The sequence below is a fragment of the Streptomyces sp. H39-S7 genome, from assembly GCF_027158205.1.
Classification (GTDB): domain Bacteria; phylum Actinomycetota; class Actinomycetes; order Streptomycetales; family Streptomycetaceae; genus Actinacidiphila.
Genome location: NZ_JAPVLU010000023.1, coordinates 40185 through 64935 on the forward strand (window position 1 = coordinate 40185; position 24751 = coordinate 64935).

Consider the following 24751-nt stretch of genomic DNA (forward strand, 5'->3'; position numbering starts at 1 on the left):
CGTCTCAGATGCCGGGTCGAGACCTGCGCGCGCAACGCCCGGCGTTTGAGAGCATGTGCCTGTGAGCTATCCGTACGAAGCCCCAGTTTCGCAGGTTCTGTTCGACCGAGCTGCCGTTGTGACGCCCGGAGGTGTGAACTCCCCGGTGCGCGCCTTCCGCGCCGTGGGCGGTACGCCCCGGTTCATGGTGTCCGGGAAGGGTCCGTACCTGACGGACGCCGACGGCAGGGAGTACGTCGACCTCGTGTGCTCGTGGGGTCCGATGATCCTCGGCCACGCGCACCCGGAGGTGGTCCGCACCGTGCAGGAGGCGGTGACGCGCGGTACGTCCTTCGGCACCCCCGGTGAGGGGGAAGTGCTGCTGGGCGAGGAGATCGTGGCGCGGATCGGCCCGGTGGAGCAGGTCCGCCTGGTGTCGTCCGGGACCGAGGCGACCATGTCGGCGATCCGGCTGGCGCGCGGCTTCACGGGCCGGGCGAAGGTGGTGAAGTTCGCCGGTTGCTATCACGGTCATGTGGACGCGCTGCTGGCAGCGGCCGGTTCCGGGGTTGCCACGTTCGGGTTGCCGGACACGCCCGGGGTGACGGGCGCGCAGGCGGGCGACACGATCGTGCTGCCGTACAACGATCTTGAGGCCGTGCGGGCGGCGTTCGCCGCGAACCCCGGCGAGATCGCGTGTGTGATCACCGAGGCGTCGCCCGGCAACATGGGCGTCGTGCCGCCGGCGGCGGGCTTCAACGCCGGGCTGAAGAGCCTGTGCGCGGAGAACGGCGCGCTCTACGTCTCCGACGAGGTGATGACGGGCTTCCGCGTCTCGAAGGCCGGCTGGTTCGGGCTCGACGGTGTCGAACCCGACCTGATGACCTTCGGCAAGGTCATGGGCGGCGGCTTCCCGGCCGCCGCGTTCGGTGGCCGCGCGGACGTCATGGGCCGTCTCGCACCGGCCGGCCCGGTCTACCAGGCGGGCACCCTGTCGGGTAACCCGGTGGCGACCGCGGCGGGCCTGACGCAGCTGCGGCTCTGCGACGACGCGGTGTACGCGACCGTGGACGCGGTGTCCGAGCGGGTGTCGTCGCTGGTCGGCGAGGCGCTCACCAAGGAGGGCGTCGCCCACCGGGTGCAGCGGGCCGGGAACATGTTCTCGGTGTTCTTCACCGACGAGCAGGTGACCAACTACGACGAGGCGAAGCGGCAGCAGGCGTTCCGCTTCACCGGGTTCTTCCACTCGATGCTGGCGCAGGGCGTCTACCTGCCGCCGTCGGCCTTCGAGTCCTGGTTCGTCTCGGCGGCCCACGACGACGCGGCGATCGAGCGGATCGCCGCGGCGCTGCCGGCCGCGGCGCGTGCCGCGGCCGAGGCGACGGAATGAACGGGGATGACGGAAAGATGAGCGGCATGACTGACGACACAGAGATCACCGTGGTCCACCTGATGCGGCACGGCGAGGTGGAGAACCCGTCGGGCGTGCTCTACGGGCGGCTGCCCGGCTACCACCTCTCCGAGGTGGGCCGGAAGATGGCGGAGCGGGTCGGCGAGCACCTCGCGGGGCGCGACATCACGCACGTGGTGTCGTCCCCGCTGGAGCGGGCGCAGGAGACCGCGGCGCCGATCGCGGCCCCGCACGGGCTGGAGGTCGCGTCGGACGCGCGGCTGATCGAGGCCGAGAACGTCTTCCAGGGCAAGACCTTCGGGGTCGGCGACGGCGCGCTGAAGAACCCGTCGAACTGGAAGCACCTCACCAACCCGTTCAAGCCGAGCTGGGGCGAGCCCTATGTCGACCAGGTCGTGCGGATGATGGCGGCGCTCGGCGCGGCACGGGACGCGGCGCGCGGTCACGAGGCGGTCTGCGTCAGCCACCAGCTGCCGATCTGGATCGCCCGCAGCTTCGTCGAACGGCGCCGGCTGTGGCACGACCCGCGCAAGCGGCAGTGCACGCTGGCGAGTGTGACGAGTTTCACCTACCAGGGCGACAAGATCGTGTCGGTCGGCTACGCGGAGCCGGCCCGCGATCTGGTGCCGGCGCACCTGCTGGCGGGCGCGAAGCCCGTCAAGGGCGGATCGAAGGCTTTCGGCGCGTAGCCGGCGCTGCCGCGATCCGGCTGCCGCGATCCGGCTGTCATCGGGTCATCGGGTCATCGGGTCGGCCTGTCGGACCTGCCGAAAGGGCCGGTCCGATGGGTCAATCCGGTGTTCCTGCGGCACTTCGCGTGCGCCACTAGAGCGAACCGGTGGGATTTTTCTGACTTTTCGGTAACCGTACGGCTGTGACGGCCGTCATGGATGGTGGCCACCTTTTTCGTGATCGCCAGCCATGAGGCCCGAGAAATGGGGATGTACATGAGCGCCTTGACCCGCAGGAGTCTGCTCACCGCCACCGCCGGAGTCGCGGTCGGTGCGGCTGCCGGATGCTCCTCGGGGGGCGACGGCGGCAAGACCGGTGGCAACGGCACGAAGCCGGGGACGGCCACGGGTCAGAAGGAGCCGGAGCAGACGATCCAGCTGATCGGGGACGGCTCCACCGCGAACACCGGACCGCAGCCGGGCCAGCCGAAGCCGGAGCGGATGGAGCCGGGGCAGACGCCGCCGCAGTTCGTGATCTTCTCGTGGGACGGCGCGGCCGAGGTCGGGAACGGTCTGTTCCCGCGGTTCCGCAAGCTGGCCAAGGACCACGGCGCGTCGATGACGTTCTTCCTCTCCGGGCTGTACCTGCTGCCGGAGTCGAAGAAGCGGCTGTACGACCCGCCGAACAACAATCCGGGCGCGTCGGACATCGGCTACCTCACCGACGAGCACATCAAGATGACGCTGGACAACATCCGGGCGGCGTGGACCGAGGGCCACGAGATCGGCACGCACTTCAACGGGCACTTCTGCTCGGGCCGCGGCACCGTCGGGAACTGGACGCCCACCCAGTGGCAGAGCGAGATCGACCAGGCCAAGTCGTTCGTCAAGAACTGGAAGACCAACACCGGGCTGAAGGACGAGGCCCCGCTTCCGTTCGACTACGACAAGGAACTCATCGGCGCCCGCACGCCGTGCCTGCTCGGCCAGGACAACCTGCTGCCGACCGCGCGCAAGCTCGGCTGGCGCTACGACGCGAGCTCGCCCGGCGGCCGGCAGGTGTGGCCCGAGAAGCGCGGCGGCCTCTGGGACCTGCCGCTGCAGCTCATCCCGTTCCCCGGCCACTCCTTCGAGGTCCTGTCGATGGACTACAACATGCTGGCGAACCAGTCGAAGAACGCCACCCAGAGCGACCCGGGCAACTACCCGGGCTGGCAGCGGCAGGCCGCCGCCTCGTACATCGCGGGATTCCAGCGGGCCTACGAGACGAACCGCGCGCCCTTCTACGTCGGCAACCACTTCGAGAAGTGGAACGGCGGCATCTACATGAACGCCGTCGAGGAGGCGTTCCGTCACATCGCCGGCCAGGAGAAGAAGGACGTCCGGGTGGTCTCCTTCCGGCAGTACGTGGACTGGCTCGACGCGCAGGACCCGAAGGTGCTCGGGAAGCTGCGTCGGCTGGACGTCGGTCAGAAGCCGGCGGGCGGCTGGGCGTCGTACCTGGCGGCGGAGGGCACGGCCGGTTCGCCCGGCTCCCCTGCGTCCCCGATGATGGCGCCCACCCCGTAGGCGCTTCCGCTACCTGATCCTTACTTGGGGCAATTGCCGCTTTTGGCGTCGGTGTCGGGGGCGCGAAAGATCGACGGACGACGCATGCGAAACTTTTCACATGAGTCCTACGCGCGCTGGCCGACGCAGCCCCCTCCGCGGTGCCGTGGCACTGGCAGGGATCGCCGTGTCGGCGCTGGCGCTCTCGGCCTGTTCCGGCGGCGGCACCGCCTCCGGCGGCAGCGGCACCAACTTCGTCGGCGGCTCGGGTGAGATCTCCCGGGCGGCCAAGGCCGACCGGCGCCCCGCCCCCGCCATCTCCGGGGCATCGATCGACGGCAAGCAGCTGAACCTGGCCGACTACAAGGGCAAGGTCGTCGTCCTCAACGTCTGGGGCGCGTGGTGCTCCCCCTGCCGGGCCGAGGCACCGCACCTGGTCAAGGTGGCCAACGAGACCAAGGCCAAGGGCGTCGAGTTCGTCGGGATCAACACGCGCGATCCCGACAAGGCCAGGGCGCACGCGTTCGAGACGCAGTTCCACGTCCCGTACCCGAGCTTCTACGACCCGATCGGGAAGCTCATCCTGAAGTTCCCCAAGGGCAGCCTCATGCCGCAGGCCATCCCGAGCACCCTGATCATCGACCGCGACGGCAAGGTCGCCGTACGGATCCTGATGCCCGTCGGCGAGGACAAGCTGCACCAGGCCCTCGACCCGATCGTCGCGGAGAAGTGACGTGACCGACACGGTCTCCTCCGGGGCGCTGCTGCTCGCGATCCCGATCGCGATGCTCGGCGGCCTGGTCTCGTTCTTCTCCCCCTGCGTCCTGCCGCTGGTGCCCGGCTACCTGTCCTACGTGACCGGCACGTCCGGCGCGGACCTCGCGGAGGCCAGGCGCGGCCGGATGGTCGCCGGCGCTTCGCTGTTCGTCCTCGGCTTCACCGCGGTCTTCGTCTCCGGAGGCGCGCTCTTCGGCTACTTCGGGCTGCGGCTGCAGGAGCACAAGGAGATCATCTCCCAGGTGCTCGGGGTCGCCACGATCCTCATGGGCCTCGCGTTCATGGGGATACTGGGCGGCCTGACCCAGCGGGACATCCGCTTCCACCGCAAGCCCGCGATGGGCCTGGTCGGCGCGCCGCTGCTCGGTGTGCTCTTCGGCGTCGGCTGGGCGCCGTGCGTCGGCCCGACGCTGGGCGCCGTGCAGGCGCTGGCGTTCAACGAGGCGAGTGCCGGGCGCGGGGCGCTGCTCACCGTCTTCTACTGCCTGGGCCTCGGCCTGCCGTTCATCGTCGCCGCGGTGGCGTTCCGCCGCGTACTGGGCGCGTTCGGGTGGGTCAAGCGCCACTATGTGTGGGTCATGCGGATCGGCGGCGGCATGCTCGTCGCGGTCGGCGTGCTCCTGCTCACCGGCGTGTGGGACGACATGGTCGTCTCCCTGCAGAGCTGGTCCGCCAACTTCACCCCTGGGGTCTGATTCATGAGTACGGAATCCGGGCCGAAGACCGCCCGCGAAGCCGAGGAAGGTGTCGCGGCCGACGGTGGCGCCGACTACGGGTCGGCGGGCGCGCAGCTGTCGACGGCGCCGGTCGAGGAGCTCGGCCAGGCGGTGCCCGGCTCCTTCGGCGGCGTGCGCAGGCCCGGTCGGCGCGGCGCGATCGGCTGGACGCTGCGCGAGTGCGTCGGCTGGCTGCGCTGGATGTGGCGGCAGCTCACGTCGATGCGGACCGCCCTGCTCCTGCTCTTCCTGCTCTCCATGGCCGCGATCCCCGGTTCACTGGTCCCGCAGACCAGCGTCGACGAGGTCAAGGCGCAGTCGTGGAAGGACGTGCACCCCAACGCCACCCCGATCTACGAGCGGCTCGGGCTGTTCCACGTGTACAGCTCGCCGTGGTTCTCGGCGATCTACATCCTGCTGTTCATCTCGCTGGCGGGCTGCATCCTGCCCCGCAGCTGGCAGTTCGTCGGCCAGCTGCGCTCCCGGCCGCCGGCCGCGCCGCGCAATCTGACGCGGCTGCCGGCGTACACGACCTGGCGCACCGCGGCGGGTGAGGACGAGGTGCTGGACGCCGCGCAGAAGCTGCTGCGCGGGCGCCGGTTCCGTACCCACCGGGCCGGTGGCGCCGTCGCGTCCGAGAAGGGCTTCCTGCGCGAGGCCGGCAACCTCATGTTCCACCTGGCGCTCTTCGGACTGCTGATCTCCTTCGCGGTCGGCGCGCTGTGGAAGGGCGAGGGCGGCAAGCTGATCGTCGAGGGCGACGGCTTCTCCAACAACCTCACGCAGTACGACGACTTCAAGCCCGGCACGTTCTACACCGCCGACGACCTGGACCCCTTCGGCTTCTCGCTGGACAGCTTCGACGCCACGTACGCGCGGAACGGCCCGCAGAAGGGCACCCCGCGGACGTTCCGCGCCAACATCCACTACTGGAAGGGCGCGGACGGCAAGCCGGTCAAGTCCTCGATCGAGGTGAACAAGCCGCTGGAGATCGACGGTGAGTCGGTCTACCTGATCGGGCACGGCTACGCGCCGGTCGTCACTGTGAAGGACGCCCGCGGCACCGTCGTCTACCAGGGCCCGACGCCGTTCCTGCCGTCCGACGGCAGCCTCACCTCGCGCGGCGTCGTGAAGGTCACCGACAACTACCGGAACAAGGCGGGCGCCGAGGACCAGCTGGCGTTCAGCGGGATCTTCGCCCCGACGATGGTGATCGACGACGTGCAGGGGCCGCACTCGGTCTTCCCCGCGCTCGACCGCCCCGCGCTGATCCTGACCGCGTACCACGGCGACCTGGGCCTGAACGGCGGCGTGCCGCAGAACGTGTACCAGCTCAACGACAAGAAGCTGACGCAGTACAAGGCCGCGAACGGCCAGCCGCTGCGCCAGGTGCTGGCCGTCGGGGAGGTGCTGCAGCTGCCGGACGGCGGCGGCTCCATCACCTTCGACGGCGTCAAGACCTGGGCCAGCTTCCAGGTCTCCCACCAGGTCGGCAACGGCTGGGCGCTCGGCAGCGCGGTCGCCGCGATCCTGGGCCTGGCCGGCTCGCTGTTCATCCAGCGCCGCCGGGTGTGGATCCGCGCCACCCCGGGCGCGGACGGGGTGACCGTGGTGGAGCTGGCCGGTCTCGGCCGCAGCGAGTCCGCGAAGATCGCCGACGAGCTCGGGGACCTCGCCTACCAGCTCCTGCCGGACGCGCCCCAGCTGGCGGACACCGGCGGACCCGGCGGCCCTGGCGGCACCACCACAGACCCCTCGGAACCTCTCCTGCCAGACGAAGGAGCGCGCGCGTGACTATCGCGGCAGCGGTCAATGAGAACTTCGCGAACTACAGCAACTACCTGATCTATTCGGCCATGGCGGTCTACACGCTCGCCTTCCTCGCGCACATGGCCGAGTGGGTGTTCGGCAGTCGCAGCCGGGTCGCCATCACCGCGGCGGCGCTCACCGCACCCGCGGCGGCCCCCGCGATCGAGGTCGTCCAGCGCGGTGGCGGCACCGCCACCCTGGAGCGTCCCAAGGTCGTCACCCGCTCCTCGGCCAGCGACCGCGGCATCCCGGACGGCCCCGGCGCCGCCGGCACCGACGCGGACGGCGACAGGTACGGGCGGATCGCCGTCTCGCTGACCGTGCTCGCGTTCGTGTTCCACCTGGCCGCCGTCGCGTGCCGCGCCGCCTCCGTGCAGCGGGTGCCGTGGGGCAACATGTACGAGTTCTCGACGACCTTCGGCATGGTCGCGGTCGGCATGTACCTGGCCCTGCTGGCGCTGAAGAAGCGGGTCCGCTGGATCGGGCTCTTCCTCACCACCACGGTGCTGCTCGACCTCGGCCTGGCCGTCGCGGTGCTCTACACCGACAGCGACCAGCTGGTCCCGGCGCTGCACTCGTACTGGCTGTGGATCCACGTCTCGTGCGCGATCATCTCCGGCGCGGTCTTCTACCTCGCGGCGGTCGGCACGTTCCTGTTCCTCTTCCGCGACTACTACGAGGCGGCCCTGACCGCCGGCCGTGCGGTGAACCCGACCTGGGCGAACATCATGAACCGGCTGCCGTCCGCGGCGACGCTCGACAAGTTCGCGTACCGGATGAACGCGCTGGTCTTCCCGCTGTACACGTTCACCGTCATCGCGGGTTCGATCTGGGCGCAGGCCGCCTGGGGCCGGTACTGGGGCTGGGACCCCAAGGAGACCTGGTCGTTCATCACCTGGGTCGCGTATGCCTGCTACCTGCACGCCCGCGCGACGGCCGGGTGGAAGGGCCGAAAGGCCGCCGCGCTGGCGCTGGTCGCCTTCGCCTGCTTCATCTTCAACTACTACGGCGTGAACATCTTCATCACCGGCAAGCACTCGTACGCCGGGGTCTGACGCCTCAGCTGCCGGAGGGCGGCGTGTCGTCCTTCAGTCCCTTGAGGAAGTCCGGGTTGTCGTCCGGCGCCACCCACCGCGGGGGCGCCGGGGCCCGGTGGCGGTTGCGGCCGGCGACGAGCCAGGCGATCGGGCCGACGAGGACCTCGCCGAAGAGCAGGATGATGATCACCCACACCACCTTCGGCAGTCCGCGGACGTCCTCCTCCGGGGTGTTCAGGCAGTCGATGAACGCGTAGATCCACAACGCGAGCACCAGGAGGAACGGTAGATACCTGACCATCTGGGAGAGCCCCCTGAGCGTGGAGACGGGCCGCGGAAGGGGCCCGGTGACGGCTCCAGGGTAGTGCGTGGCGGATACTGGACCCTATGGCTTACGACGATCTTCGCTCCTTCCTCAGGGCCTTGGAGAAGGACGGCGACCTCCGGCGGATCAAGGCCGAGGTCGACCCGTATCTGGAGGTCGGCGAGATCACCGACCGCGTGAACAAGGCCGGCGGTCCCGCGCTGCTCTTCGAGAACGTGCGCGGGTCCTCGATGCCGCTCGCGATGAACGTGTTCGGGACCGACCGGCGGATGCTGAAGTCCCTCGGACTGCGGGCGTACAGCGACATCAGCGACAAGATCTCCGGGCTGCTGAAGCCGGAGCTGCCGCACGGCTTCACCGGTGTGCGGGAGGCGTTCGGCAAGCTCGCCGGGATGACGCACGTACCGCCGAAGAAGGTGAAGTCCGGCGACGCGCCCGTGCAGGAGGTCGTGCTGACGGGTGACGACGTCGACCTGGACACGCTGCCCGCGCTGTTCACCTGGCCGGAGGACGGCGGCTCGTTCTTCAACCTCGGGCTGACGCACACCAAGGACCCGGAGTCCGGGGTGCGCAACCTCGGGCTGTACCGGTTGCAGCGGCACGACCGGAACACCATCGGGATGCACTGGCAGATCCACAAGGACAGCCGCAACCACTACAAGGTGGCGGAGCGGCGCGGTGAGCGGCTGCCGGTCGCCATCGCGTTCGGCTGCCCGCCGGCGGTGACGTACGCGTCGACCGCCCCGCTGCCCGGCGACATCGACGAGTACCTGTTCGCGGGCTTCGTGCAGGGCAAGCGGGTGGAGATGGTGGACTGCAAGACCGTCCCGCTCCAGGTCCCGGCCAATGCCGAGGTCGTGCTGGAGGGCTGGCTGGAGCCCGGGAAGACGCTTCCCGAGGGGCCGTTCGGCGACCACACCGGCTTCTACACCCCGCAGGAACCGTTCCCCGCGCTGACCATCGACTGCGTGACGATGCGGAAGCGTCCGCTGCTGCAGTCGATCGTGGTGGGCCGGCCGCCCACCGAGGACGGGCCGCTGGGCCGGGCCACCGAGCGGTTCTTCCTGCCGCTGCTGAAGATCATCGTTCCGGACATCGTGGACTACCATCTGCCGGAGGCGGGCGGCTTCCACAACTGCGCGATCGTCTCGATCGACAAGAAGTACCCGAAGCACGCCCAGAAGACGATGCACGCGATCTGGGGCGCGCACATGATGTCGCTGACGAAGCTGATCATCATCGTGGACGCCGACTGCGATGTGCACGACCTGCACGAGGTCGCCTGGCGCGCGCTCGGCAACACCGACTACGCCCGCGACCTGACGGTCGTCGAGGGGCCGGTCGACCACCTCGACCACGCCTCCTACCAGCAGTTCTGGGGCGGCAAGGCGGGCATCGACGCGACACGTAAGTTCCCCGAGGAGGGGTACACGCGCGATGGCGGCTGGCCGGAGATGGTGGTCTCCGACCCGGAGACGGCCGCGAAGGTCGACCGGCGCTGGAAGGAGTACGGCCTCTCGTGACCACGGATTCCGCAACCCCGGACCTCTTCGCCCCGGAGCCCGCGCCGCCCGGCCGGATCCGGGCGTTCCTGCGCCTCGTCATGATCGAGCACTCGATCTTCGCGCTGCCCTTCGCCTACATCGCCGCGCTCAGCGCGATGTTCGCGCTGGACGGCTCCGTCCACTGGTGGCGGCTGGTCCTCATCACCGTGGCGATGGTCGGGCTGCGCACCTTCGCGATGGCGTGCAACCGGATCATCGACCGCGAGATCGACGCCCGCAACCCGCGGACCGCGCAGCGGGAACTGGTCACCGGGGCGGTGTCGGTGCGCTCCGCGTGGACCGGCGCGCTGGTGGCCGTGGTCGCCTTCCTGGGCGCGGCGGCGCTGCTCAATCCGCTGTGCCTGGCGCTCGCGCCGATCGCCGTCATCCCGATGGTGGTCTATCCGTACGGCAAGCGGTTCACGAACTTCCCGCACGCGATCCTCGGCGTCGCGCAGGCGATGGGCCCGATCGGCGCGTGGCTCGCGGTCACCGGCGAGTGGTCGTGGGACGCGGTGATCCTCGGGCTGGCCGTCGGCGTGTGGATCGGCGGCTTCGACCTGATCTTCGGGTCGCAGGACGTCGCCGCCGACCGGGCGGACGGCGTCAAGTCCGTCCCGGCCCGTTTCGGCGTCGCCGCCGCCCTGTACGGCGCGCGCGGCTGCCATGTCGTCACGACGGTGCTGCTGGCCTGGTACGGGGTCGCCACCGGTGCGGGCGCGTTCTGGTGGATCGGCCTGGCGGTCGTCGCGAGTGCGTTCCTGTACGAGCACTCGATCGTGCGGCCGCACGACCTGAGCCGGCTGAACCGCGCCTTCTTCCAGGTGAACGGTTTCATCGGCATCGCGCTGTTCTTCTGCGCGCTGCTCGACCTCGCGGTCCGCGGCCTCGGTATCTGACGGATACCGGGCCGCGGAGCCGCCGGGCGTTACGTCTTACGCGCCGAGGCCCTTGAGGTTCTGGGCTCCGAGCATGAACAGGCCCATGATGTCCTGCGGGGTGAACGCCTTCGCGCCGGTCGGGGCCGTGACCGGGGCGCTGCCGCCGTTCAGGCCGATGACCAGCGGGAGCTTGCCCTGGGGCTTCTTGTTGAACTGGGTCATGTCCACGGAGATCCCGGACAGCATGCCGTCCTTGATCGACAGATCCACCGTGAAGTCCTTGGCCGGGACCTTGTTGAGGTCCTGCACCTTGAAGCCCGGGATCTGCTTCTCCAGCGGGGCGAGGCCCTTGGCGAGCTCCTTGGCCGCCTGAGCGCCCGGGACCGTCATCGTGACGTGGTCCACGCCCTGGTCGCTGCCCTTGTCGGTGAACTTGGCGTTGTGCGCCATCGCGTTCTTGACCGCGTCGACCAGCTGCTGCTGGGTCTTGGCGTCGAAGGACGACGCGTCCGGCAGCGGCGACTTGCCCTGGCCCTTGTCACCGCCGAGGGTCTTGGCGAGATCCGAGAACGCCGCCGGGTCGATCGAGACCCACTTGCCCTCCAGCGCGTCCTTCACGACGCCGAGCGAGGACGGGATCTCGTCGGCCGGGGGGAGGAGCCCTTCGAGCGACTTGTCGCCGTCCTTGCCGCCGAGCGCGGACAGCGCCTTGATGTCGGCCCGGAGGTAGACCTTCTTGCCGATGGAACGGACCTCGACGAGGTTCTGCTTCCCCTCGGCGTCCGAGGACAGCTGGAAGGAGAAGGAGGAGGCGTCGCTCCCGGCGTCCTTCGCGTCCTTCACGGCCGCGGTGTCCTTGAGCGCCTTGTCGGAGCTCAGCCCGAGCCGGGCGTGCAGACCCGCGAGCATCTTCGCGTCGTCCTTGGTGAAGTCGTCCTCACCCTTCATCGCGGCCCAGATCTGGTCCTCGGTGGCGTCGAAGGAGACGGTCGCGGTGACCGCCTTCTGCTCCCCGAGCTTGTCCACGGCGTTCTGGACCTTCACCGCCGCACCGACCTGCTGGACGGTGCCGCAGGCGGCGGAAGCGGTGGCTATGAGGGCGACGCAGCCGATGGCGGCCAGGCCCTTGTGTGCGGTGCTGATGTGGTGACTCCCGTAGAACAAGCGGGCCTTCGGCCGGTGGCCTTCGACGCCGGGTGAGATCTTCAGATTAGCTGTGAGTGGCGTCCGGCCCTAAAGGCTTTTCCGCGTCGACCGTGCTGCCCTCACCGCGCCGGCCCGTCGGGCGTGCGGACACGGAAGAAGAAGGCGGAGGCGACGCCGCCGAGGAGACCGAAGAGATGGCCCTGCCAGGAGACGCCCTGGGCGGTGGGCAACACACCCCACAGGATCGACCCGTACAGCACCGCGACGCCGAGGCCGACGGCTATGTCCAGCAGCCGCCGGTCGACGAACCCGCGGACCAGCAGATAGCCGAAGAGGCCGAAGACGACACCGGAGGCCCCCGCCGTGTTGGTGTGGGCGGGCGCGACGAGCCAGACGCCGAGGCCGCTGGCCAGGATGATGACGAAGGAGACGCTGAGGAAGCGGACAATGCCGCGCAGCGCCGCGATGAAGCCCAGGACGAGCAGCGGGAGGCTGTTGGCCGCGACATGGGCGAACCCGAAGTGCATGAAGGCGGCCGGGATGATGTCGCGCAGCTCACCCGTCTCGCGCGGCACGATGCCGAACGTGTCGAGTGAGTGGTCCGACACCACGTCGATCGCTTCGAGCAGCCACAGCAGCCCCACCCACGCCAGCATGACCGCGGCTGCCGCCGTGACCCGCACTCCGCCGCGCAGTGGAGCCAGCCCGACACTCGCCTGCGCGGAACGGTCCGCGACCGGTTCGTAGCTGTGACTCACCGAGGCCCCCCTCAGGTCCATGTGTCCCTACCGTAGACAACGCCACCGACATCCGGGGTGGTTCCCGGCGAGTGCACTCTCCCGCCGCGGGACGTCCCGGGACGTCGCGGGACGTCCCGGGCGGCCGGATAGGCTCGGCAGGTGGAAACGAGCCTGCGCACCCCCTGGATCGTCGGGGTCTCCGGAGCATCCGGGACGCCCTACGCCGCCGCCGTGCTCCGGGGGCTGCTGCGAGCGGGCGAGGCGGTGGACCTGGTGGTCAGCCGGGCCGCCCGGCTGACCCTGCTCGACGAGACGGGCCACGCCTTCCGGGACGCGCACTGGCGCGAGGACCTGCGGACCTGGCTGACGCGCGGCGCCGACGGCAAGGACGGGCACTTCGATCTGGAGCCCGCCGACCTGGCGGACGTGCGGTTCTGGGCCGCGGGCGATCTCGCGGCCGGACCGTCCTCCGGCTCGTACCCGGTCAAGGGGATGCTCATCGTGCCGGCCAGTACCGCCTGCGTCGCGGGCGTCGCGCTCGGGCTGTCGAAGGACCTGCTGCAGCGGGCGGCGAGCGTCACGCTCAAGGAGCGCAGGACGCTGGTGGTCGCGGTCCGCGAGACGCCGCTGAACGGCCAGACCCTCAAGCACCTGGTGACCCTCGACGAGGCGGGCGCGGTCGTCCTGCCCGCGTCGCCCGCCTTCTACGCGGGCGCCCGGCACATCCAGGACCTGGTGGACTTCGTCGCCGGCCGGGTGCTGGACGCGGCGGCCGTGCCGCACCAGCTGTACCGCCGCTGGGAAGGCGAGCTCGGATCGGCCGGTTCGAGCTGACCGCCTGCGCTGATGCGCAGGCCGCAGGGTCGCGGATGCCTTAGATTCTTGTTCGCACGGCGCAATCGATGCATGAACGGGAGGGTCCAGGCATATGGACGCGGTGGACAGGCAGCTCATCCAGGCGCTGCGCGAGAACGGGCGGGCCTCGTACGCGGAGCTGGGCCGGCTGGTGGGGCTCTCCGGGCCCAGCGTCACCGACCGGATCAACCGGCTGGAACAGGCCGGAGTGATCACCGGCTACCGGGCCACCGTCGCGCCCGTGGCGCTCGGACTCGGCGTGACCGCCCTGGTCGGGCTGCAGCTCAGCGACGCGGCCGACCACGAGGACGTGGCACACCGGCTGCGCGACCTGGACGAGATCGAGGACTGCTGGTTCATCGCCGGCGACGACTCGTACATGCTCAAGGTCAGGGTCGGCGACGTGGACGGCCTGGAGCGGACGATCCGCCGGCTGTCGGGAACGAAGGGCGTGGCCCGGACCCGGACCACGATCGTGCTCTCCACGAAGTGGGAGAACAGGGTCGGATCGCTCCCCGAAGAGGCGTGAGTGGGGCCTGCTCGCGGGCGGGATCCGGGGGAGTAGTTTTGATCGGGTCGGAATGGCAACTAGGAGGCGGCAGGCATGGACGCTGGACTCAAGCGTGAGCTGGAGGAGAAGGTCTACGCGGGTGAGCGGCTGACCCGTGAGGACGGAGTCGCCCTCTACGAGTCCGACGACCTCGCCTGGCTGGGTGGTCTCGCGCACCACGTGCGGACGGAGAAGAACGGCGACGTCGTCCACTTCAACGTCAACCGGCACCTGAACATGACGAACGTGTGCACCGCGTCGTGCGCCTACTGCTCGTTCCAGCGCAAGCCGGGCGAGAAGGACGCGTACACGATGCGCATCGAGGAGGCCGTCCGTCTCGCGAAGACGATGGAGGGCGAGAACCTCACCGAGCTGCACATCGTCAACGGGCTGCACCCGACGCTGCCGTGGCGGTACTACCCGCGGTCGCTGAAGGCCCTCAAGGAGGCGCTGCCCTCCGTCTCGCTGAAGGCGTTCACGGCGACCGAGATCCATCACTTCGAGACGATCTCCGGCCTGTCGGCCTCCGACATCCTGGACGAGCTGATCGAGGCGGGCCTGGAGTCGCTGACCGGCGGCGGCGCCGAGATCTTCGACTGGGAGGTCCGGCAGCACATCGTGGACCACCGCACCCACTGGGAGGACTGGTCCCGGATCCACCGCCTCGCGCACTCCAAGGGCCTCAAGACCCCGGCGACGATGCTCTACGGGCACATCGAGGAGCCGAGGCACCGGGTGGACCACGTGCTGCGGCTGCGTGAGCTGCAGGACGAGACCGGCGGTTTCCAGGTCTTCATCCCGCTGCGGTACCAGCACGACTTCGTGGACATGAAGGACGGCAAGATCCGCAACACGCTGCAGGCCCGCACCACGATGGCCAGCGGCGCCGACGCGCTCAAGACGTTCGCCGTCTCCCGGCTGCTCTTCGACAACGTGCCGCACGTCAAGGTCTTCTGGGTGATGCACGGGGTGCAGACGGCCCAGCTGGCGCTGCAGCACGGCGCGGACGACATGGACGGCTCGGTCGTCGAGTACAAGATCACCCATGACGCGGACGACTTCGGCACGCCGAACAAGCTGAACCGTGACGACATCCTGGAGCTGATCCGCGACGCCGGTTTCCGGCCGGTCGAGCGCAACACGCGCTACGAGATCATCCGCGAGTACCCGGGGCCCAACGCCGAGCGGCGCGAGTCCCCGCAGCCGATGCGCCTCTGACGTCCCGCTGTTCTCCGAGGGCCCCGGCAGTACGCGTGAGCGTGCGGCCGGGGCCCTCGCGTTGTCGGGGCTCTCGCGATGCGGACAGCCGTTGCTGCCCTCCCGAGGTAATGGTTACGATGAACATATGACCCTTACTTTCGCTCGGGACCCCGAGCTGTCCGCCGGCCTCCGCGATGAGATCGTCCGGATCTGGACCGACGCCTCCAACGCCGGCGGCGCGGTCGGCTTCGTCCCGCCGGTCACGGCCGGGGACGTACGCCCGGTCGCCGAGGGGCAGTTCGAGTCGGTCCGCGCGGGGACCCAGCGGCTGCTCGTCGCGTACGAGGACGGGCGGGCGATCGGCACGGTCTTCCTCAAGCTCAACACCCACCGGCTGATGCGGCACTGGTGCACGCTCGTCACGGTCATGGTCGACCCGGCCCTGCAGGGCGGCGGCCGCGGCCGGCTGATGGTGAACGAGGCCGTCGGCTTCGCCCGCGACCTGGGCTTCGACGCGCTCCGGCTCGGGGTGCGCGGCGGCACCGGCACGGACGCCTTCTACGCCGCCTGCGGCTTCAAGGAGGTCGGTCGCGTACCGGACGCGATCCGCGTCGCCGCCGACGACTTCCGCGACGACATCGCCATGTGGCTCCCCCTGCACTGATCGTCGGGAGGACATGCTTCACTGGAAGCATGTTCCGTTACACCGCCATGCGTTTTGGCCTCTTCGCCGCCTGCTTCGCGGTCATCTGGGGTCTGGTCTCCCTGCGGATCCTGCCGGCCGGGCTCGGCAGCTCCAACCTGCTGTGGGTCGCGCTGCTCGCGCTCGTCATCTCGGCGCCGCTGAGCTTCGTCCTGCTGCGCGGCGCCCGCGACGCCGCGTCGGCCCAGGTCTCGGCGCGCGTCGAGCGCAGCCGGTCGAACTTCGCCAAGAACCAGAGCGCGGAGGACGCGGCGGACGACGCCGCGCGCACCGCGTAACCCCGCACCCGCGTACCGCCGGGGGTCGGTGGGTAACCCTCGTCACACGCTTCGCCATGCCCCGCCGGGAACACCACGTTCCCGGCGGGGTTTTGCGTTCCCGGTGCCTCCCGTACCCAAAGAATCGCTTTGGGTTTCTCAAAGCCCAGGTGTTAGCGTCACGAACATGTCTCCTACATCCAGTCGCGTACGCATACCCAAGATCCCGTTCTGGGCCCAGATCCTCGGCGGCCTCGTCCTGGGTGTGCTGCTCGGCTGGATCGCCCGCAGCGGCGACGTCGCCTGGCTCGGCAAGACGCTCGACGAGATCGGCTCGATCTTCGTCCAGTTGCTGAAGCTCGCCGTCGCCCCGCTGGTCTTCTTCGCCATCGTGGTCTCGATCACCAACCTGCGGAACGTCTCCAACGCCGCCCGGCTGGCCACCCGCACGCTGCTCTGGTTCATGATCACGTCGCTGATCGCGGTCTCGATCGGCCTCGCGATCGGGCTGCTCACCAACCCCGGCTCCGGCAGCGGCCTCACCCCGGCCGACGGTTCCAAGCCCCAGCACACCGGTTCCTGGCTGGACTTCCTCACGGGGATCATCCCGACCGACGTCATCACGCCGTTCACCGAGCTGAACGTGTTGCAGATCGTCTTCATGGCGGCCGTCATCGGCATCGCGCTGCTCCAGCTCGGCGAGAAGGCCGAGCCGATCCTGACCCTCAGCTCCGCCGTCCTCGAACTGCTGCAGAAGGCCCTGTGGTGGGTCATCAAGCTCGCCCCGCTGGGCACACTGGGCCTGATCGGCAACGCGATCAACACCTACGGGTGGGACCTGATCAAGCAGTACGCGACCTTCACCGCCGACGTCTACGTCGGCTGCGCCCTCGTCATGTTCGGCGTCTACCCGCTGCTGCTGGCCACGGTCGCGAAGGTCAGCCCGGTGCAGTTCTTCCGCGGCGCCTGGCCCGCCATCCAGCTCGCCTTCGTCTCGCGCTCCTCGGTCGGCACCATGCCGGTCACCCAGCGCGTCACCGAACGCCTCGGCGTTCCGCGCGAGTACGCCTCCTTCGCCGTCCCGTTCGGCGCCACCACCAAGATGGACGGCTGCGCCGCGATCTACCCGGCCCTCGCCGCGATCTTCATCGCCGAGGTCTTCGGCGTGCACCTGGGCATCGGCGACTACCTGCTGATCGCGTTCGTCTCGGTCATCGGCTCCGCCGCCACCGCGGGCCTCACCGGCGCCACCGTGATGCTCACCCTGACCCTCTCCACCCTGGGCCTGCCGCTCGAAGGTGTCGGCCTGCTGCTCGCGATCGACCCCATCCTCGACATGATGCGGACCGCCACGAACGTGGCCGGCCAGTCCGTCATCCCCGTCATCGTCGCGGCCCGCGAGAACATCCTCGACCGCGACAAGTACGCGACGGCCCACGGCGCGGACATCGACGACCTGATGGACGACGACGCGAACACCGAGCGCGAAGCGCGCGTCCCGGTCGCCGCGTAGCACCACCGGCAACAGTGCCCCCCGCCCTTTGAAGGGCCGGGGGCACCGTCATGTGCGGGCGCGTTCGGGCGGTACCACGGTCAGCCGGAGGCCAGGCGGAAGTTGAGGCTGCCGAAGGCTACGTGGTCGCCGGGGTGGACGCGGACGGTGCCGGTGATGCGGAGGCCGTTGACGTGGGTGCCGTTGAGGGAGCCCAGGTCGGAGAGGAGCCAGACGTTGTCCTGGTAGCGGAGTTCGGCGTGGGTGCGGGAGACCGAGTCGTGGCCGAGGCGGAGGTCGCACACCGGGGCGCGGCCGATGCGCAGCGGCTGCGGGCCGGGCTCGGGCAGTCGCAGGCCGGGGAGCTGCTCGGTGCGCCAACTGCCGCGCAGCCGAACGGAGAGCGCCGAGAGGCGGGCGACGCTGCGCAGCAGGAGCTGCGGGGCGCGGCCGCGGGAGGGGAGGTCGGCGAGGGCGCCGTCGACCTCGGCGCGGCTGCGGGCGGTGAGCACGATGTGCATGCGGTGCATGAACGTGTCGTGGGAGATCCGGCCATCGCCGGTCCCGGCGCGCAGCACGTCGAGCGCGTGGTCCCGCTCGGTCTCCGAGGGCCGTACACCGTGGGCGCGGAACTCGGGCGACGTCATGCTGGGATTGTCGGCCCGTCAGTGGGGCGCTGTCCAGATTCGCGAGGTGCGGCCGGTTCCGCGCGACCTGTCGCGGTCGGCGGGCCGGGCGGGGGCGCGCCCCGTAGGCTTACTTACGGGTAGGGCTACGAGAGGGTGGCGCGGGGTGGGCGGGAAGACCAAGCGGGTGCCGCGGCAGGTGCGGGAGCAGCAGATGCTCGACGCGGCGGTGGCGACTTTCGCGCGGCGGGGGTACCGGGCGGCCTCGATGGATGAGATCGCCGAGCTGGCGGGGGTGTCCAAGCCCCTCGTCTATCTGTACTTGAACTCGAAGGAAGAGCTGTTCACCGCGTGTATCCGCCGTGAGGCGGCGGCGCTCACCGAGGCGGTCATGGCCGGGGTGGAGCCGGGGGCGGCGCCGGACCGGCAACTGTGGTGCGGGCTGCGGGCGTTCTTCACGCACACGACGGAGCGCCCCGACGGGTGGACCGTGCTGTACCAGCAGGCGCGGACCCAGGGGGAGCCCTTCGCGGACGAGGTCGCGAAGATGCGCGCGGAGATCGCCGAGTTCGTCAGGGAGCTGATCGCGGCGGCGGCCCGGGAGGCCGACTGCGCGGGCGAGCTCGCCGAGCGCGAGGTCACGGCGCTGGCGCAGGCCCTGGTGGGAGCGGCGGAGTCACTGGCGGGCTGGGGCTGCGGGCAGCCCGGCCAGTCGGGCAAGGACACCGCGGCGACGCTGATGAACTTCGCCTGGGCGGGTCTGGACAACCTCATGAACGGCCGGCGCTGGGAACCACCTCGCCCGTGAGGTGGACGCGGTCGCCGCTGCGCAGCTCGAAGCGGGATCCCGCGCCGGCGGTGGCGCAGGCCGCGTAGGTCACCGTGCCGGGCAGCAGCACCGGCGCCCTGAACCGGGCCTGCAGGGTGACGTGTTCGGCCGCCGCCGGGACCGCTTCGGCCGCGCAGCGGGCCACGGTCCACATGCCGTGGGCGATGGCGCGGGGGAAACCGAGCGGCTTCGCCGTCCAGGGGTGCAGGTGGATCGGGTTGTAGTCGCCCGACACCCGCGCATGGCGGCGGCCCAGGTCCGCGGCGAGCTGCCAGGTGGCGACGGCGGGCAGCCGGGACCCTTCGGGCTCCGGCGCGTCGTCGGGGCGCGGGCCGGTGGCGCCGCTGTGCCGGGCGAGGTACGTGCTGCGGTCGGACCAGACGAGCTCGCCGTCGAGCCGGGCCTCGGTGACGAGCACGGCTTCGGTGCCGCGGTGGTGCGGCCGGAGCGCCGCGGTGTGGACGGTCAGCTCGGGGCGGTCGGTCGCGCGCAGCGCGCGCCGTTGAGTGATCTCGATCGAGGTGTGCACCAGCCCGAGCAGCGGCAGCGGGAACGCCGGGTCGGCCATCAGCTGCGCCGCGAGCGGGAATCCGAGGATGTGCGGGTACGTCGGCGGCACCCCGTCGCGCGCCGCGTCGGTCGGCGTGCCGGCCGGCTGCTCGCGGGTGAAGCCGCAGACCCGGGCGTACGCGGCGAGCCGCCCCGGGTCGATCCGCACGGCGGGCAGGACCAGCCGGTCGGCGGGCGCGGCGCCGTCGCGCGGGCGCCCGCGCTTGCGGCGCGAGCCGATCGCGCCCTTGGCCAGGACCAGGGGCAGCCGCGGTGGCGCGGCGAGGGTGCGGGTGGGCACGTCGGGTCGTCCCTTCGATACGGGGGATGAGAGGCGCTACGCGCCGAGCAGGCTCTGGCCGCAGACGCGGACGACCTGGCCCGTGACGCCGCCCGACCCCGGGTCGGCGAACCAGGCGATGGTCTCGGCCACGTCGACCGGGAGGCCGCCCTGGCCGAGGGAGTTCATCCGGCGGCCGGCCTCGCGGATGAACAGCGGGACCGCGGCGGTCATCTTCGTCTCGATGAAGCCGGGGGCGACGGCGTTGACGGTGATGCCGTGCGCGGCCGTGCGCGGATCAGTGGCGAGCGCGCGGACGAAGCCGATGACGCCCGCCTTCGAGGCGGCGTAGTTGGTCTGGCCGGCGTTGCCGGCGATGCCGCTGATCGAGGCGGTGGCGATGATCCGGCCGCCGTCGTGCAGGGTGCCGGACGTGAGCAGGTGGTCGGTGGTGCGGATGACGCTGCCGAGGTTGACGTCGAGGACGGAGTCCCAGCGGTCGGCGGCCATGTTGGCGAGCTTGCGGTCGCGGGTGATCCCGGCGTTGTGGACCAGGACGTCCAGGCCGTCGGGGAGTGCGGCGGCGATGCGTTCCCCGGCGTCCGGCGCGGTGATGTCCAGGGCCAGCGCGGTGCCGCCCAGCCGCCGCGCGACCTCGGTCAGGGCCTCTTCCGACTGCGGGACGTCGAGGCAGACGACGTGGTGGCCGTCGCGGGCGAGGGTGGCGGCGACGGACTCACCGATGCCGCGCGCGGCACCTGTGACCAGCGCGATCCGGGTGCCGTCGGATGCCACGGGAACCGCCGGGCCGATCTCGATGACCTGGCCGCTCACGTACGCGGACTTGGGGGAGAGGAGGAAGCGCAGCGTCGAGTCGGGTTCGGCGCCGGGCGCCAGGCGCAGGAGCTGGACGGTACGGCCGCGGCCGATCTCCTTGCCGAGGGAGCGGACGAACCCTTCGAGCGCCTGCTGGGCGGCGGCCTGGTGGGGATCGGCCGGGTCCGGGGGGCCGCCGAGGACGATGAGCCGGCCGCAGGGCGCGAGCGAGCGGACGACGGGGTGCAGCGCCGCGTACACGTCGTGCAGGCCGGCCGTCCGGCGGACGCCGGTGGCGTCGAGTACGACGGCGGCGGGAGCGGGCCCCTCGACCGCCGCGTCGACCGGCCGCGGGACACCGGCCGTCAGGCGCAGGACCGGCCCGGCCAGGTCCGGGTGTTCCGGGGACCAGCGCCGCAGTGCGGTGGGCTGGGGGAGGCCGAGGCGGCCGGAGAGGAAGCGGCCGGGGGCCGTACCCGTGAAACGGAGATAGCGATCGGCCATTGGCCTTCTCCTTACTCTGGAGTAAGTTTACCGCCGGTAAGGCTACTGGTGAGTCAGCGCCCAGCCAAGGGAGAGCCGCCCGATGAGTGATCGCAGGGACAGTCCGCGCCGGGTCGCGGTGGTGGCGGGCAACCGCATACCGTTCGCCCGTTCCGACGGCCCGTACGCCACCGCGTCCAACCAGGACATGCTGGGCGCGGCGCTGGGCGGGCTGGTGGAACGGACCGGCCTGGCCGGTGAGCGCGTGGGTGAGTTCGTCGCCGGGGCCGTCCTCAAGCACAGCCGGGACTTCAACCTCGCCCGCGAGACCCTGCTCGGCAGCACGCTCGACCCCGCGATCCCCGCGTACGACATCCAACAGGCGTGCGGCACCGGCTTGCAGGCGATCATCGCCGTCGCGAACAAGATCGCGCTCGGCCAGCTCGACTGCGGCATCGCGGGCGGCGCCGACACCGCGAGCGACGCGCCGCTCGGCGTCAACGACGAGCTGCGGAAGATCCTGCTGGAGGCGCGCCGGGCGAAGTCCACGGGTGCGCGCGCCAAGGCGCTGGCGCGCATCCGGCCGCGCCATCTCGTACCGGAGATCCCGCGCAACGCCGAGCCGCGCACCGGGCTGTCGATGGGCGAGCACGCGGCCCTCACCGCCAAGCGGTGGGGCATCGCGCGCGAGGCGCAGGACGTGCTGGCCGCGGCCAGCCACCAGCGGCTCGCGGCGGCGTACGAGCGCGGGCTGTTCGACGACCTGGTGACGCCCTTCCGCGGCCTGGACCGCGACCAGAACCTGCGCCCGGACTCGACGGCCGAGAAGCTCGCGCGGCTGAAGCCGGTCTTCGGGGTGCGGGAGGGGGGCGCCACCATGACGGCCGGCAACTCGACGCCGCTGACGGACGGCGCGGCCGTCGTCCTGCTGGCGAGCGAGGAGTGGGCGGCCGCCCACGGACACGAGCCGCTCGCCTTCCTCACGGCCTACGAGACGGCCGCCGTCGACTTCGTCGGCAATCCCGGGGGCGACGAGGAAGGGCTGCTCATGGCGCCCGCGTTCGCGGTGCCGCGCATGCTGGAACGGGCCGGGTTCGCCCTCGGCGACTTCGACCTCTACGAGATCCACGAGGCGTTCGCCTCGCAGGTCCTGGCCACCCTCGCCGCCTGGGAGGACAAGGAGTTCTGCACCGGGCGGCTGGGCCTGGCGGGCCCGCTGGGGACGGTGGACCGGGACCGGCTGAACGTGGCCGGTTCGTCGCTCGCCACCGGGCACCCCTTCGCGGCGACCGGCGCCCGCATCGTCGCGACCCTCGCGACGCTGCTCGCCGAGCGGGGCGGCCCGGGGCGCGGGCTGGTCTCCATCTGCGCGGCGGGCGGCCAGGGAGTCACGGCCGTGCTCGAACGCCCGTGAATCCGCGCGACAACGCCCCGCACCGCAACGCCCCGCACCGTCACGCTGCGAACCGCCCCACCCCGCCCCCCGCCGCTCCGAACCGCCACTGCCGCCCTGACCGCCGCCGATCCGCGTAGCGCGAGCCGCCGTACGATTCCGCGAACCAGGAGAGCCCCTGATGTCCCGTAAGAGCCCGATACCGCCGCAACTCGTCGCCGTCGAACCGGATCTCGTCGTATCGGGCGGTTCGGTACGGCAGGCTTCCGTGCCGGCTCTCGTAGCGCCCGAGAGCGAGGGGAGTCTCGCGGACATCCCCTTCCGCAACGCCCTGGAGGCGCCGGACGAGGCCGTGCTCAGCCGCAAGGACGAGCGCGGGGCCTGGCGCGACATCACGGCTGCCCAGTTCCGCGACGAGGTGGTCGCCGTCGCGAAGGGGCTGATCGCCTCCGGGATGCGGCCCGGCGACCGGCTCGCGATCATGGCGCGGACGACGTACGAGTGGACGCTGCTGGACTTCGCGGCCTGGGCGGCCGGACTGATCACCGTCCCCATCTACCCGACGTCCTCCGCCTCGCAGGCCGCCTGGATCCTCGCGGACTCCGGCGCGGTGGCGTGCGCGGTGGAGAGCGTCGAGCAGACCCGGCTCATCAGCGGGCAGCGCCGCGAGCTGACCGGGCTGCGGCATCTGTGGCAGCTGGACGCGGGGGGCATCTCCCAGCTGATGGCCGAGGGGCGGGAGCTGCCGGACGTCCTCGTCAAGGGCCGGCGCGCCAACCTCGGACCCGACAGCGTCGCCACGCTCATCTACACGTCGGGCACCACCGGACGCCCCAAGGGCTGCATCCTCACGCACGCCAATTTCTTCGCCGAGGTCGACAACTCGATCGAGCTGCTGCACCCCGTCTTCAAGTCGGTGAGCGCGGAGCCCGCCTCGACGCTGCTCTTCCTGCCCCTGTCGCACGTCTTCGGCCGGATGGTCGCCATCGGCTGCCTGCGCGCCCGGGTCCGGCTCGGCCACGCCCCCAGCATCGCCACCGACGACCTGCTGGCCGACCTCGCCGGTTTCCGGCCGACCTTCCTGCTCGCGATCCCGTACGTGCTGGAGAAGGTCTACAACACCGGCCGCGCGACCGCCGAGTCCATGGGCCGGGCATCCTCCTTCGACCGGGCCGCCACCATCGCGCGGCGGTACGGCGAGGCCCTGGAGGCGCAGCAGTCCGGCACCGGGCGCGGGCCCTCGCTCGGGCTGCGGGCCGCCCACGCGCTCTACGACCCGCTCGTCTACCGGCGCATCCGCGCCGCGCTCGGCGGCAAGGTCCGGTACGCGATCTGCGGCGGCTCACCGCTCGGCCGCCGCCTGGCCGCGTTCTACGCGGGCGCGGGCGTCACGATCTTCGAGGGGTACGGGCTGACGGAGACCACGGCCGCCGCCACCGTCACCCCGCCGCTGCGGCCCCGGCTCGGCACCGTCGGCTGGCCGCTGCCCGGCGCGGCCGTGCGGATCGCCGACGACGGCGAGGTGCTGCTCACCGGCAACATGGTGTTCGGCGGCTACTGGAACGGCCGGGTCGGGGCCTACCACCCGGTGGACGGCGGCTGGTTCGCCACCGGTGACCTCGGTGAGCTCGACGCCGAGGGATATCTGACGATCACCGGCCGCAAGAAGGAGATCATCATCACCGCGGGCGGCAAGAACGTCGCCCCGGCTCCGCTGGAGGACCGGCTGCGGGCGCACCCCCTCGTCGGGCAGTGCATGGTCGTCGGTGACAACCGCCCCTACGTGGCGGCGCTCATCACCCTCGAACCCGACGGCCTCAGCCACTGGCGCCGGATGCACCACCGCGACGGAGTCCGTACGGCGCAGCTCGCCGAGGACCCGGAACTCCTCGCGGAGATCCAGCACGCGGTCGACGACGCGAACGAGTCGGTGTCGCGGGCCGAGTCGATCCGGCGCTTCAGCGTCCTGCCGGTGGAGTTCACGGAGGACTCGGGGCACCTGACGCCCTCGATGAAGCTCAAGCGGACCGCGATCGCACGGGACTTCACGAAGGAGATCGACGAGATCTACCGCAAGCGGTGAAGCACGGCAGGGGAGCGTGCCGACGCCGGCCGGGCCGGGGGACCGGTCCGG

At 70.9% G+C, this 24751-nt stretch carries 24 protein-coding genes; 18 read left to right on the forward strand and 6 right to left on the reverse strand.

Going from position 1 to position 24751, the window contains the following annotated elements; genetic code table 11:
- Positions 1-61 precede the first annotated feature (61 nt).
- The 7 genes from hemL (at position 62) to ccsB (ending at position 7966) form a co-directional block, all read left to right on the forward strand.
- Positions 62-1369, forward strand: a complete 1308-nt coding sequence (gene hemL / locus O3X23_RS22670; RefSeq protein WP_269273318.1) for a glutamate-1-semialdehyde 2,1-aminomutase — start codon at positions 62-64, stop codon at positions 1367-1369.
- Between the two features lie 26 nt (positions 1370-1395).
- The gene (locus tag O3X23_RS22675) at positions 1396-2079 is read left to right on the forward strand and encodes a histidine phosphatase family protein (protein WP_269273319.1); all 684 of its coding nucleotides are present in this window, start codon (positions 1396-1398) and stop codon (positions 2077-2079) included.
- 258 nt (positions 2080-2337) lie between these two features.
- Positions 2338-3630 (forward strand): hypothetical protein, encoded by a 1293-nt coding sequence (locus O3X23_RS22680; RefSeq protein ID WP_269273320.1) that lies wholly within the window; start codon positions 2338-2340, stop codon positions 3628-3630.
- Between the two features lie 100 nt (positions 3631-3730).
- Complete coding sequence (locus O3X23_RS22685; protein WP_269273321.1) at positions 3731-4342, forward strand: TlpA family protein disulfide reductase; 612 nt, start codon at positions 3731-3733, stop codon at positions 4340-4342.
- A gap of 1 nt (position 4343) precedes the next feature.
- Positions 4344-5081, forward strand: coding sequence for a cytochrome c biogenesis CcdA family protein (locus O3X23_RS22690; RefSeq protein ID WP_443047938.1), 738 nt, complete (start codon positions 4344-4346; stop codon positions 5079-5081).
- Positions 5082-5084: 3 nt separating this feature from the next.
- Positions 5085-6896, forward strand: coding sequence for a cytochrome c biogenesis protein ResB (gene resB / locus O3X23_RS22695; protein WP_269273322.1), 1812 nt, complete (start codon positions 5085-5087; stop codon positions 6894-6896).
- The gene (ccsB, locus tag O3X23_RS22700) at positions 6893-7966 is read left to right on the forward strand and encodes a c-type cytochrome biogenesis protein CcsB (RefSeq protein WP_269273323.1); all 1074 of its coding nucleotides are present in this window, start codon (positions 6893-6895) and stop codon (positions 7964-7966) included. Before resB ends, ccsB begins: the two co-directional genes overlap by 4 nt.
- A 4-nt stretch (positions 7967-7970) precedes the next feature.
- Here the strand turns inward: ccsB and O3X23_RS22705 are convergent, their stop codons facing one another.
- Complete coding sequence (locus O3X23_RS22705; RefSeq protein ID WP_269273324.1) at positions 7971-8249, reverse strand: PLD nuclease N-terminal domain-containing protein; 279 nt, start codon at positions 8247-8249, stop codon at positions 7971-7973.
- Between the two features lie 86 nt (positions 8250-8335).
- On the opposite strand from O3X23_RS22705, the gene O3X23_RS22710 reads away from it, so the two are divergent.
- Together O3X23_RS22710 and mqnP are read left to right on the forward strand one after the other, a co-directional pair.
- Positions 8336-9796: a menaquinone biosynthesis decarboxylase gene (locus O3X23_RS22710; RefSeq protein ID WP_269273325.1), complete on the forward strand. Its 1461-nt coding sequence runs from the start codon at positions 8336-8338 to the stop codon at positions 9794-9796.
- The gene (gene mqnP, locus O3X23_RS22715) at positions 9793-10716 is read left to right on the forward strand and encodes a menaquinone biosynthesis prenyltransferase MqnP (RefSeq protein WP_269273326.1); all 924 of its coding nucleotides are present in this window, start codon (positions 9793-9795) and stop codon (positions 10714-10716) included. The genes O3X23_RS22710 and mqnP overlap by 4 nt, the downstream gene beginning before the upstream one ends.
- A gap of 36 nt (positions 10717-10752) precedes the next feature.
- Here the strand turns inward: mqnP and O3X23_RS22720 are convergent, their stop codons facing one another.
- Together O3X23_RS22720 and O3X23_RS22725 are read right to left on the reverse strand one after the other, a co-directional pair.
- On the reverse strand, positions 10753-11862 hold the full coding sequence (locus O3X23_RS22720; protein ID WP_269273327.1) for a hypothetical protein: 1110 nt from the start codon (positions 11860-11862) through the stop codon (positions 10753-10755).
- A 101-nt stretch (positions 11863-11963) separates the two neighbouring features.
- Positions 11964-12500 carry a rhomboid family intramembrane serine protease gene (locus O3X23_RS22725; RefSeq protein WP_269273404.1) on the reverse strand — a complete coding sequence of 179 codons (537 nt, stop codon included), beginning with the start codon at positions 12498-12500 and terminating at the stop codon, positions 11964-11966.
- Positions 12501-12743: 243 nt separating this feature from the next.
- Here O3X23_RS22725 and O3X23_RS22730 point away from each other — a divergent pair, with 243 nt between their 5' ends.
- From O3X23_RS22730 to O3X23_RS22755, 6 genes are all read left to right on the forward strand, one after another.
- Positions 12744-13418 (forward strand): UbiX family flavin prenyltransferase, encoded by a 675-nt coding sequence (locus O3X23_RS22730; protein WP_269273328.1) that lies wholly within the window; start codon positions 12744-12746, stop codon positions 13416-13418.
- 94 nt (positions 13419-13512) lie between these two features.
- Positions 13513-13968: an Lrp/AsnC family transcriptional regulator gene (locus O3X23_RS22735; RefSeq protein ID WP_250977167.1), complete on the forward strand. Its 456-nt coding sequence runs from the start codon at positions 13513-13515 to the stop codon at positions 13966-13968.
- A 75-nt stretch (positions 13969-14043) separates the two neighbouring features.
- Positions 14044-15207, forward strand: a complete 1164-nt coding sequence (gene mqnE, locus O3X23_RS22740) for an aminofutalosine synthase MqnE (RefSeq protein WP_269273329.1) — start codon at positions 14044-14046, stop codon at positions 15205-15207.
- Positions 15208-15334: 127 nt separating this feature from the next.
- The gene (locus O3X23_RS22745) at positions 15335-15853 is read left to right on the forward strand and encodes a GNAT family N-acetyltransferase (RefSeq protein ID WP_269273330.1); all 519 of its coding nucleotides are present in this window, start codon (positions 15335-15337) and stop codon (positions 15851-15853) included.
- Positions 15854-15882: 29 nt separating this feature from the next.
- Positions 15883-16170, forward strand: coding sequence for a DUF4229 domain-containing protein (locus tag O3X23_RS22750; RefSeq protein ID WP_269273331.1), 288 nt, complete (start codon positions 15883-15885; stop codon positions 16168-16170).
- Positions 16171-16336: 166 nt separating this feature from the next.
- On the forward strand, positions 16337-17662 hold the full coding sequence (locus O3X23_RS22755; protein WP_269273332.1) for a dicarboxylate/amino acid:cation symporter: 1326 nt from the start codon (positions 16337-16339) through the stop codon (positions 17660-17662).
- An 80-nt stretch (positions 17663-17742) separates the two neighbouring features.
- On the opposite strand, the gene O3X23_RS22760 is transcribed toward O3X23_RS22755, so the two are convergent.
- On the reverse strand, positions 17743-18288 hold the full coding sequence (locus O3X23_RS22760; RefSeq protein ID WP_269273333.1) for a DUF1707 and FHA domain-containing protein: 546 nt from the start codon (positions 18286-18288) through the stop codon (positions 17743-17745).
- Positions 18289-18481: 193 nt separating this feature from the next.
- Between O3X23_RS22760 and O3X23_RS22765 the strand changes: the two genes are divergently transcribed.
- The gene (locus O3X23_RS22765; RefSeq protein WP_269273405.1) at positions 18482-19075 is read left to right on the forward strand and encodes a TetR/AcrR family transcriptional regulator; all 594 of its coding nucleotides are present in this window, start codon (positions 18482-18484) and stop codon (positions 19073-19075) included.
- Here the strand turns inward: O3X23_RS22765 and O3X23_RS22770 are convergent.
- Positions 19038-19946: a MaoC/PaaZ C-terminal domain-containing protein gene (locus O3X23_RS22770; protein WP_269273334.1), complete on the reverse strand. Its 909-nt coding sequence runs from the start codon at positions 19944-19946 to the stop codon at positions 19038-19040. The two genes, O3X23_RS22765 and O3X23_RS22770, sit on opposite strands and share 38 nt — an antisense overlap.
- A gap of 36 nt (positions 19947-19982) precedes the next feature.
- On the reverse strand, positions 19983-21245 hold the full coding sequence (locus O3X23_RS22775; protein ID WP_269273335.1) for a 3-oxoacyl-ACP reductase: 1263 nt from the start codon (positions 21243-21245) through the stop codon (positions 19983-19985).
- A gap of 82 nt (positions 21246-21327) precedes the next feature.
- Between O3X23_RS22775 and O3X23_RS22780 the strand changes: the two genes are divergently transcribed.
- Both O3X23_RS22780 and O3X23_RS22785 read left to right on the forward strand, forming a co-directional pair.
- Positions 21328-22638 carry an acetyl-CoA C-acetyltransferase gene (locus O3X23_RS22780; RefSeq protein ID WP_269273336.1) on the forward strand — a complete coding sequence of 437 codons (1311 nt, stop codon included), beginning with the start codon at positions 21328-21330 and terminating at the stop codon, positions 22636-22638.
- 160 nt (positions 22639-22798) lie between these two features.
- The gene (locus O3X23_RS22785) at positions 22799-24700 is read left to right on the forward strand and encodes an AMP-dependent synthetase/ligase (protein ID WP_269273337.1); all 1902 of its coding nucleotides are present in this window, start codon (positions 22799-22801) and stop codon (positions 24698-24700) included.
- Positions 24701-24751: the final 51 nt, after the last annotated feature.

Excerpts from the sequence above, each read along its gene's own strand:
- O3X23_RS22675 (WP_269273319.1), top strand. The coding sequence starts at position 1,396 with ATGACTGACGACACAGAGATCACCGTGGTCCACCTGATGCGGCACGGC.
- O3X23_RS22680 (WP_269273320.1), top strand. The coding sequence starts at position 2,338 with ATGAGCGCCTTGACCCGCAGGAGTCTGCTCACCGCCACCGCCGGAGTC.
- O3X23_RS22685 (WP_269273321.1), top strand. The coding sequence starts at position 3,731 with ATGAGTCCTACGCGCGCTGGCCGACGCAGCCCCCTCCGCGGTGCCGTG.
- resB (WP_269273322.1), top strand. The coding sequence starts at position 5,085 with ATGAGTACGGAATCCGGGCCGAAGACCGCCCGCGAAGCCGAGGAAGGT.
- O3X23_RS22705 (WP_269273324.1), bottom strand. The coding sequence starts at position 8,249 with ATGGTCAGGTATCTACCGTTCCTCCTGGTGCTCGCGTTGTGGATCTAC.
- O3X23_RS22710 (WP_269273325.1), top strand. The coding sequence starts at position 8,336 with ATGGCTTACGACGATCTTCGCTCCTTCCTCAGGGCCTTGGAGAAGGAC.
- O3X23_RS22725 (WP_269273404.1), bottom strand. The coding sequence starts at position 12,500 with ATGCTGGCGTGGGTGGGGCTGCTGTGGCTGCTCGAAGCGATCGACGTG.
- O3X23_RS22735 (WP_250977167.1), top strand. The coding sequence starts at position 13,513 with ATGGACGCGGTGGACAGGCAGCTCATCCAGGCGCTGCGCGAGAACGGG.
- mqnE (WP_269273329.1), top strand. The coding sequence starts at position 14,044 with ATGGACGCTGGACTCAAGCGTGAGCTGGAGGAGAAGGTCTACGCGGGT.
- O3X23_RS22745 (WP_269273330.1), top strand. The coding sequence starts at position 15,335 with ATGACCCTTACTTTCGCTCGGGACCCCGAGCTGTCCGCCGGCCTCCGC.
- O3X23_RS22750 (WP_269273331.1), top strand. The coding sequence starts at position 15,883 with ATGTTCCGTTACACCGCCATGCGTTTTGGCCTCTTCGCCGCCTGCTTC.
- O3X23_RS22755 (WP_269273332.1), top strand. The coding sequence starts at position 16,337 with ATGTCTCCTACATCCAGTCGCGTACGCATACCCAAGATCCCGTTCTGG.
- O3X23_RS22760 (WP_269273333.1), bottom strand. The coding sequence starts at position 18,288 with ATGACGTCGCCCGAGTTCCGCGCCCACGGTGTACGGCCCTCGGAGACC.
- O3X23_RS22765 (WP_269273405.1), top strand. The coding sequence starts at position 18,482 with ATGCTCGACGCGGCGGTGGCGACTTTCGCGCGGCGGGGGTACCGGGCG.
- O3X23_RS22775 (WP_269273335.1), bottom strand. The coding sequence starts at position 21,245 with ATGGCCGATCGCTATCTCCGTTTCACGGGTACGGCCCCCGGCCGCTTC.
- O3X23_RS22780 (WP_269273336.1), top strand. The coding sequence starts at position 21,328 with ATGAGTGATCGCAGGGACAGTCCGCGCCGGGTCGCGGTGGTGGCGGGC.
- O3X23_RS22785 (WP_269273337.1), top strand. The coding sequence starts at position 22,799 with ATGTCCCGTAAGAGCCCGATACCGCCGCAACTCGTCGCCGTCGAACCG.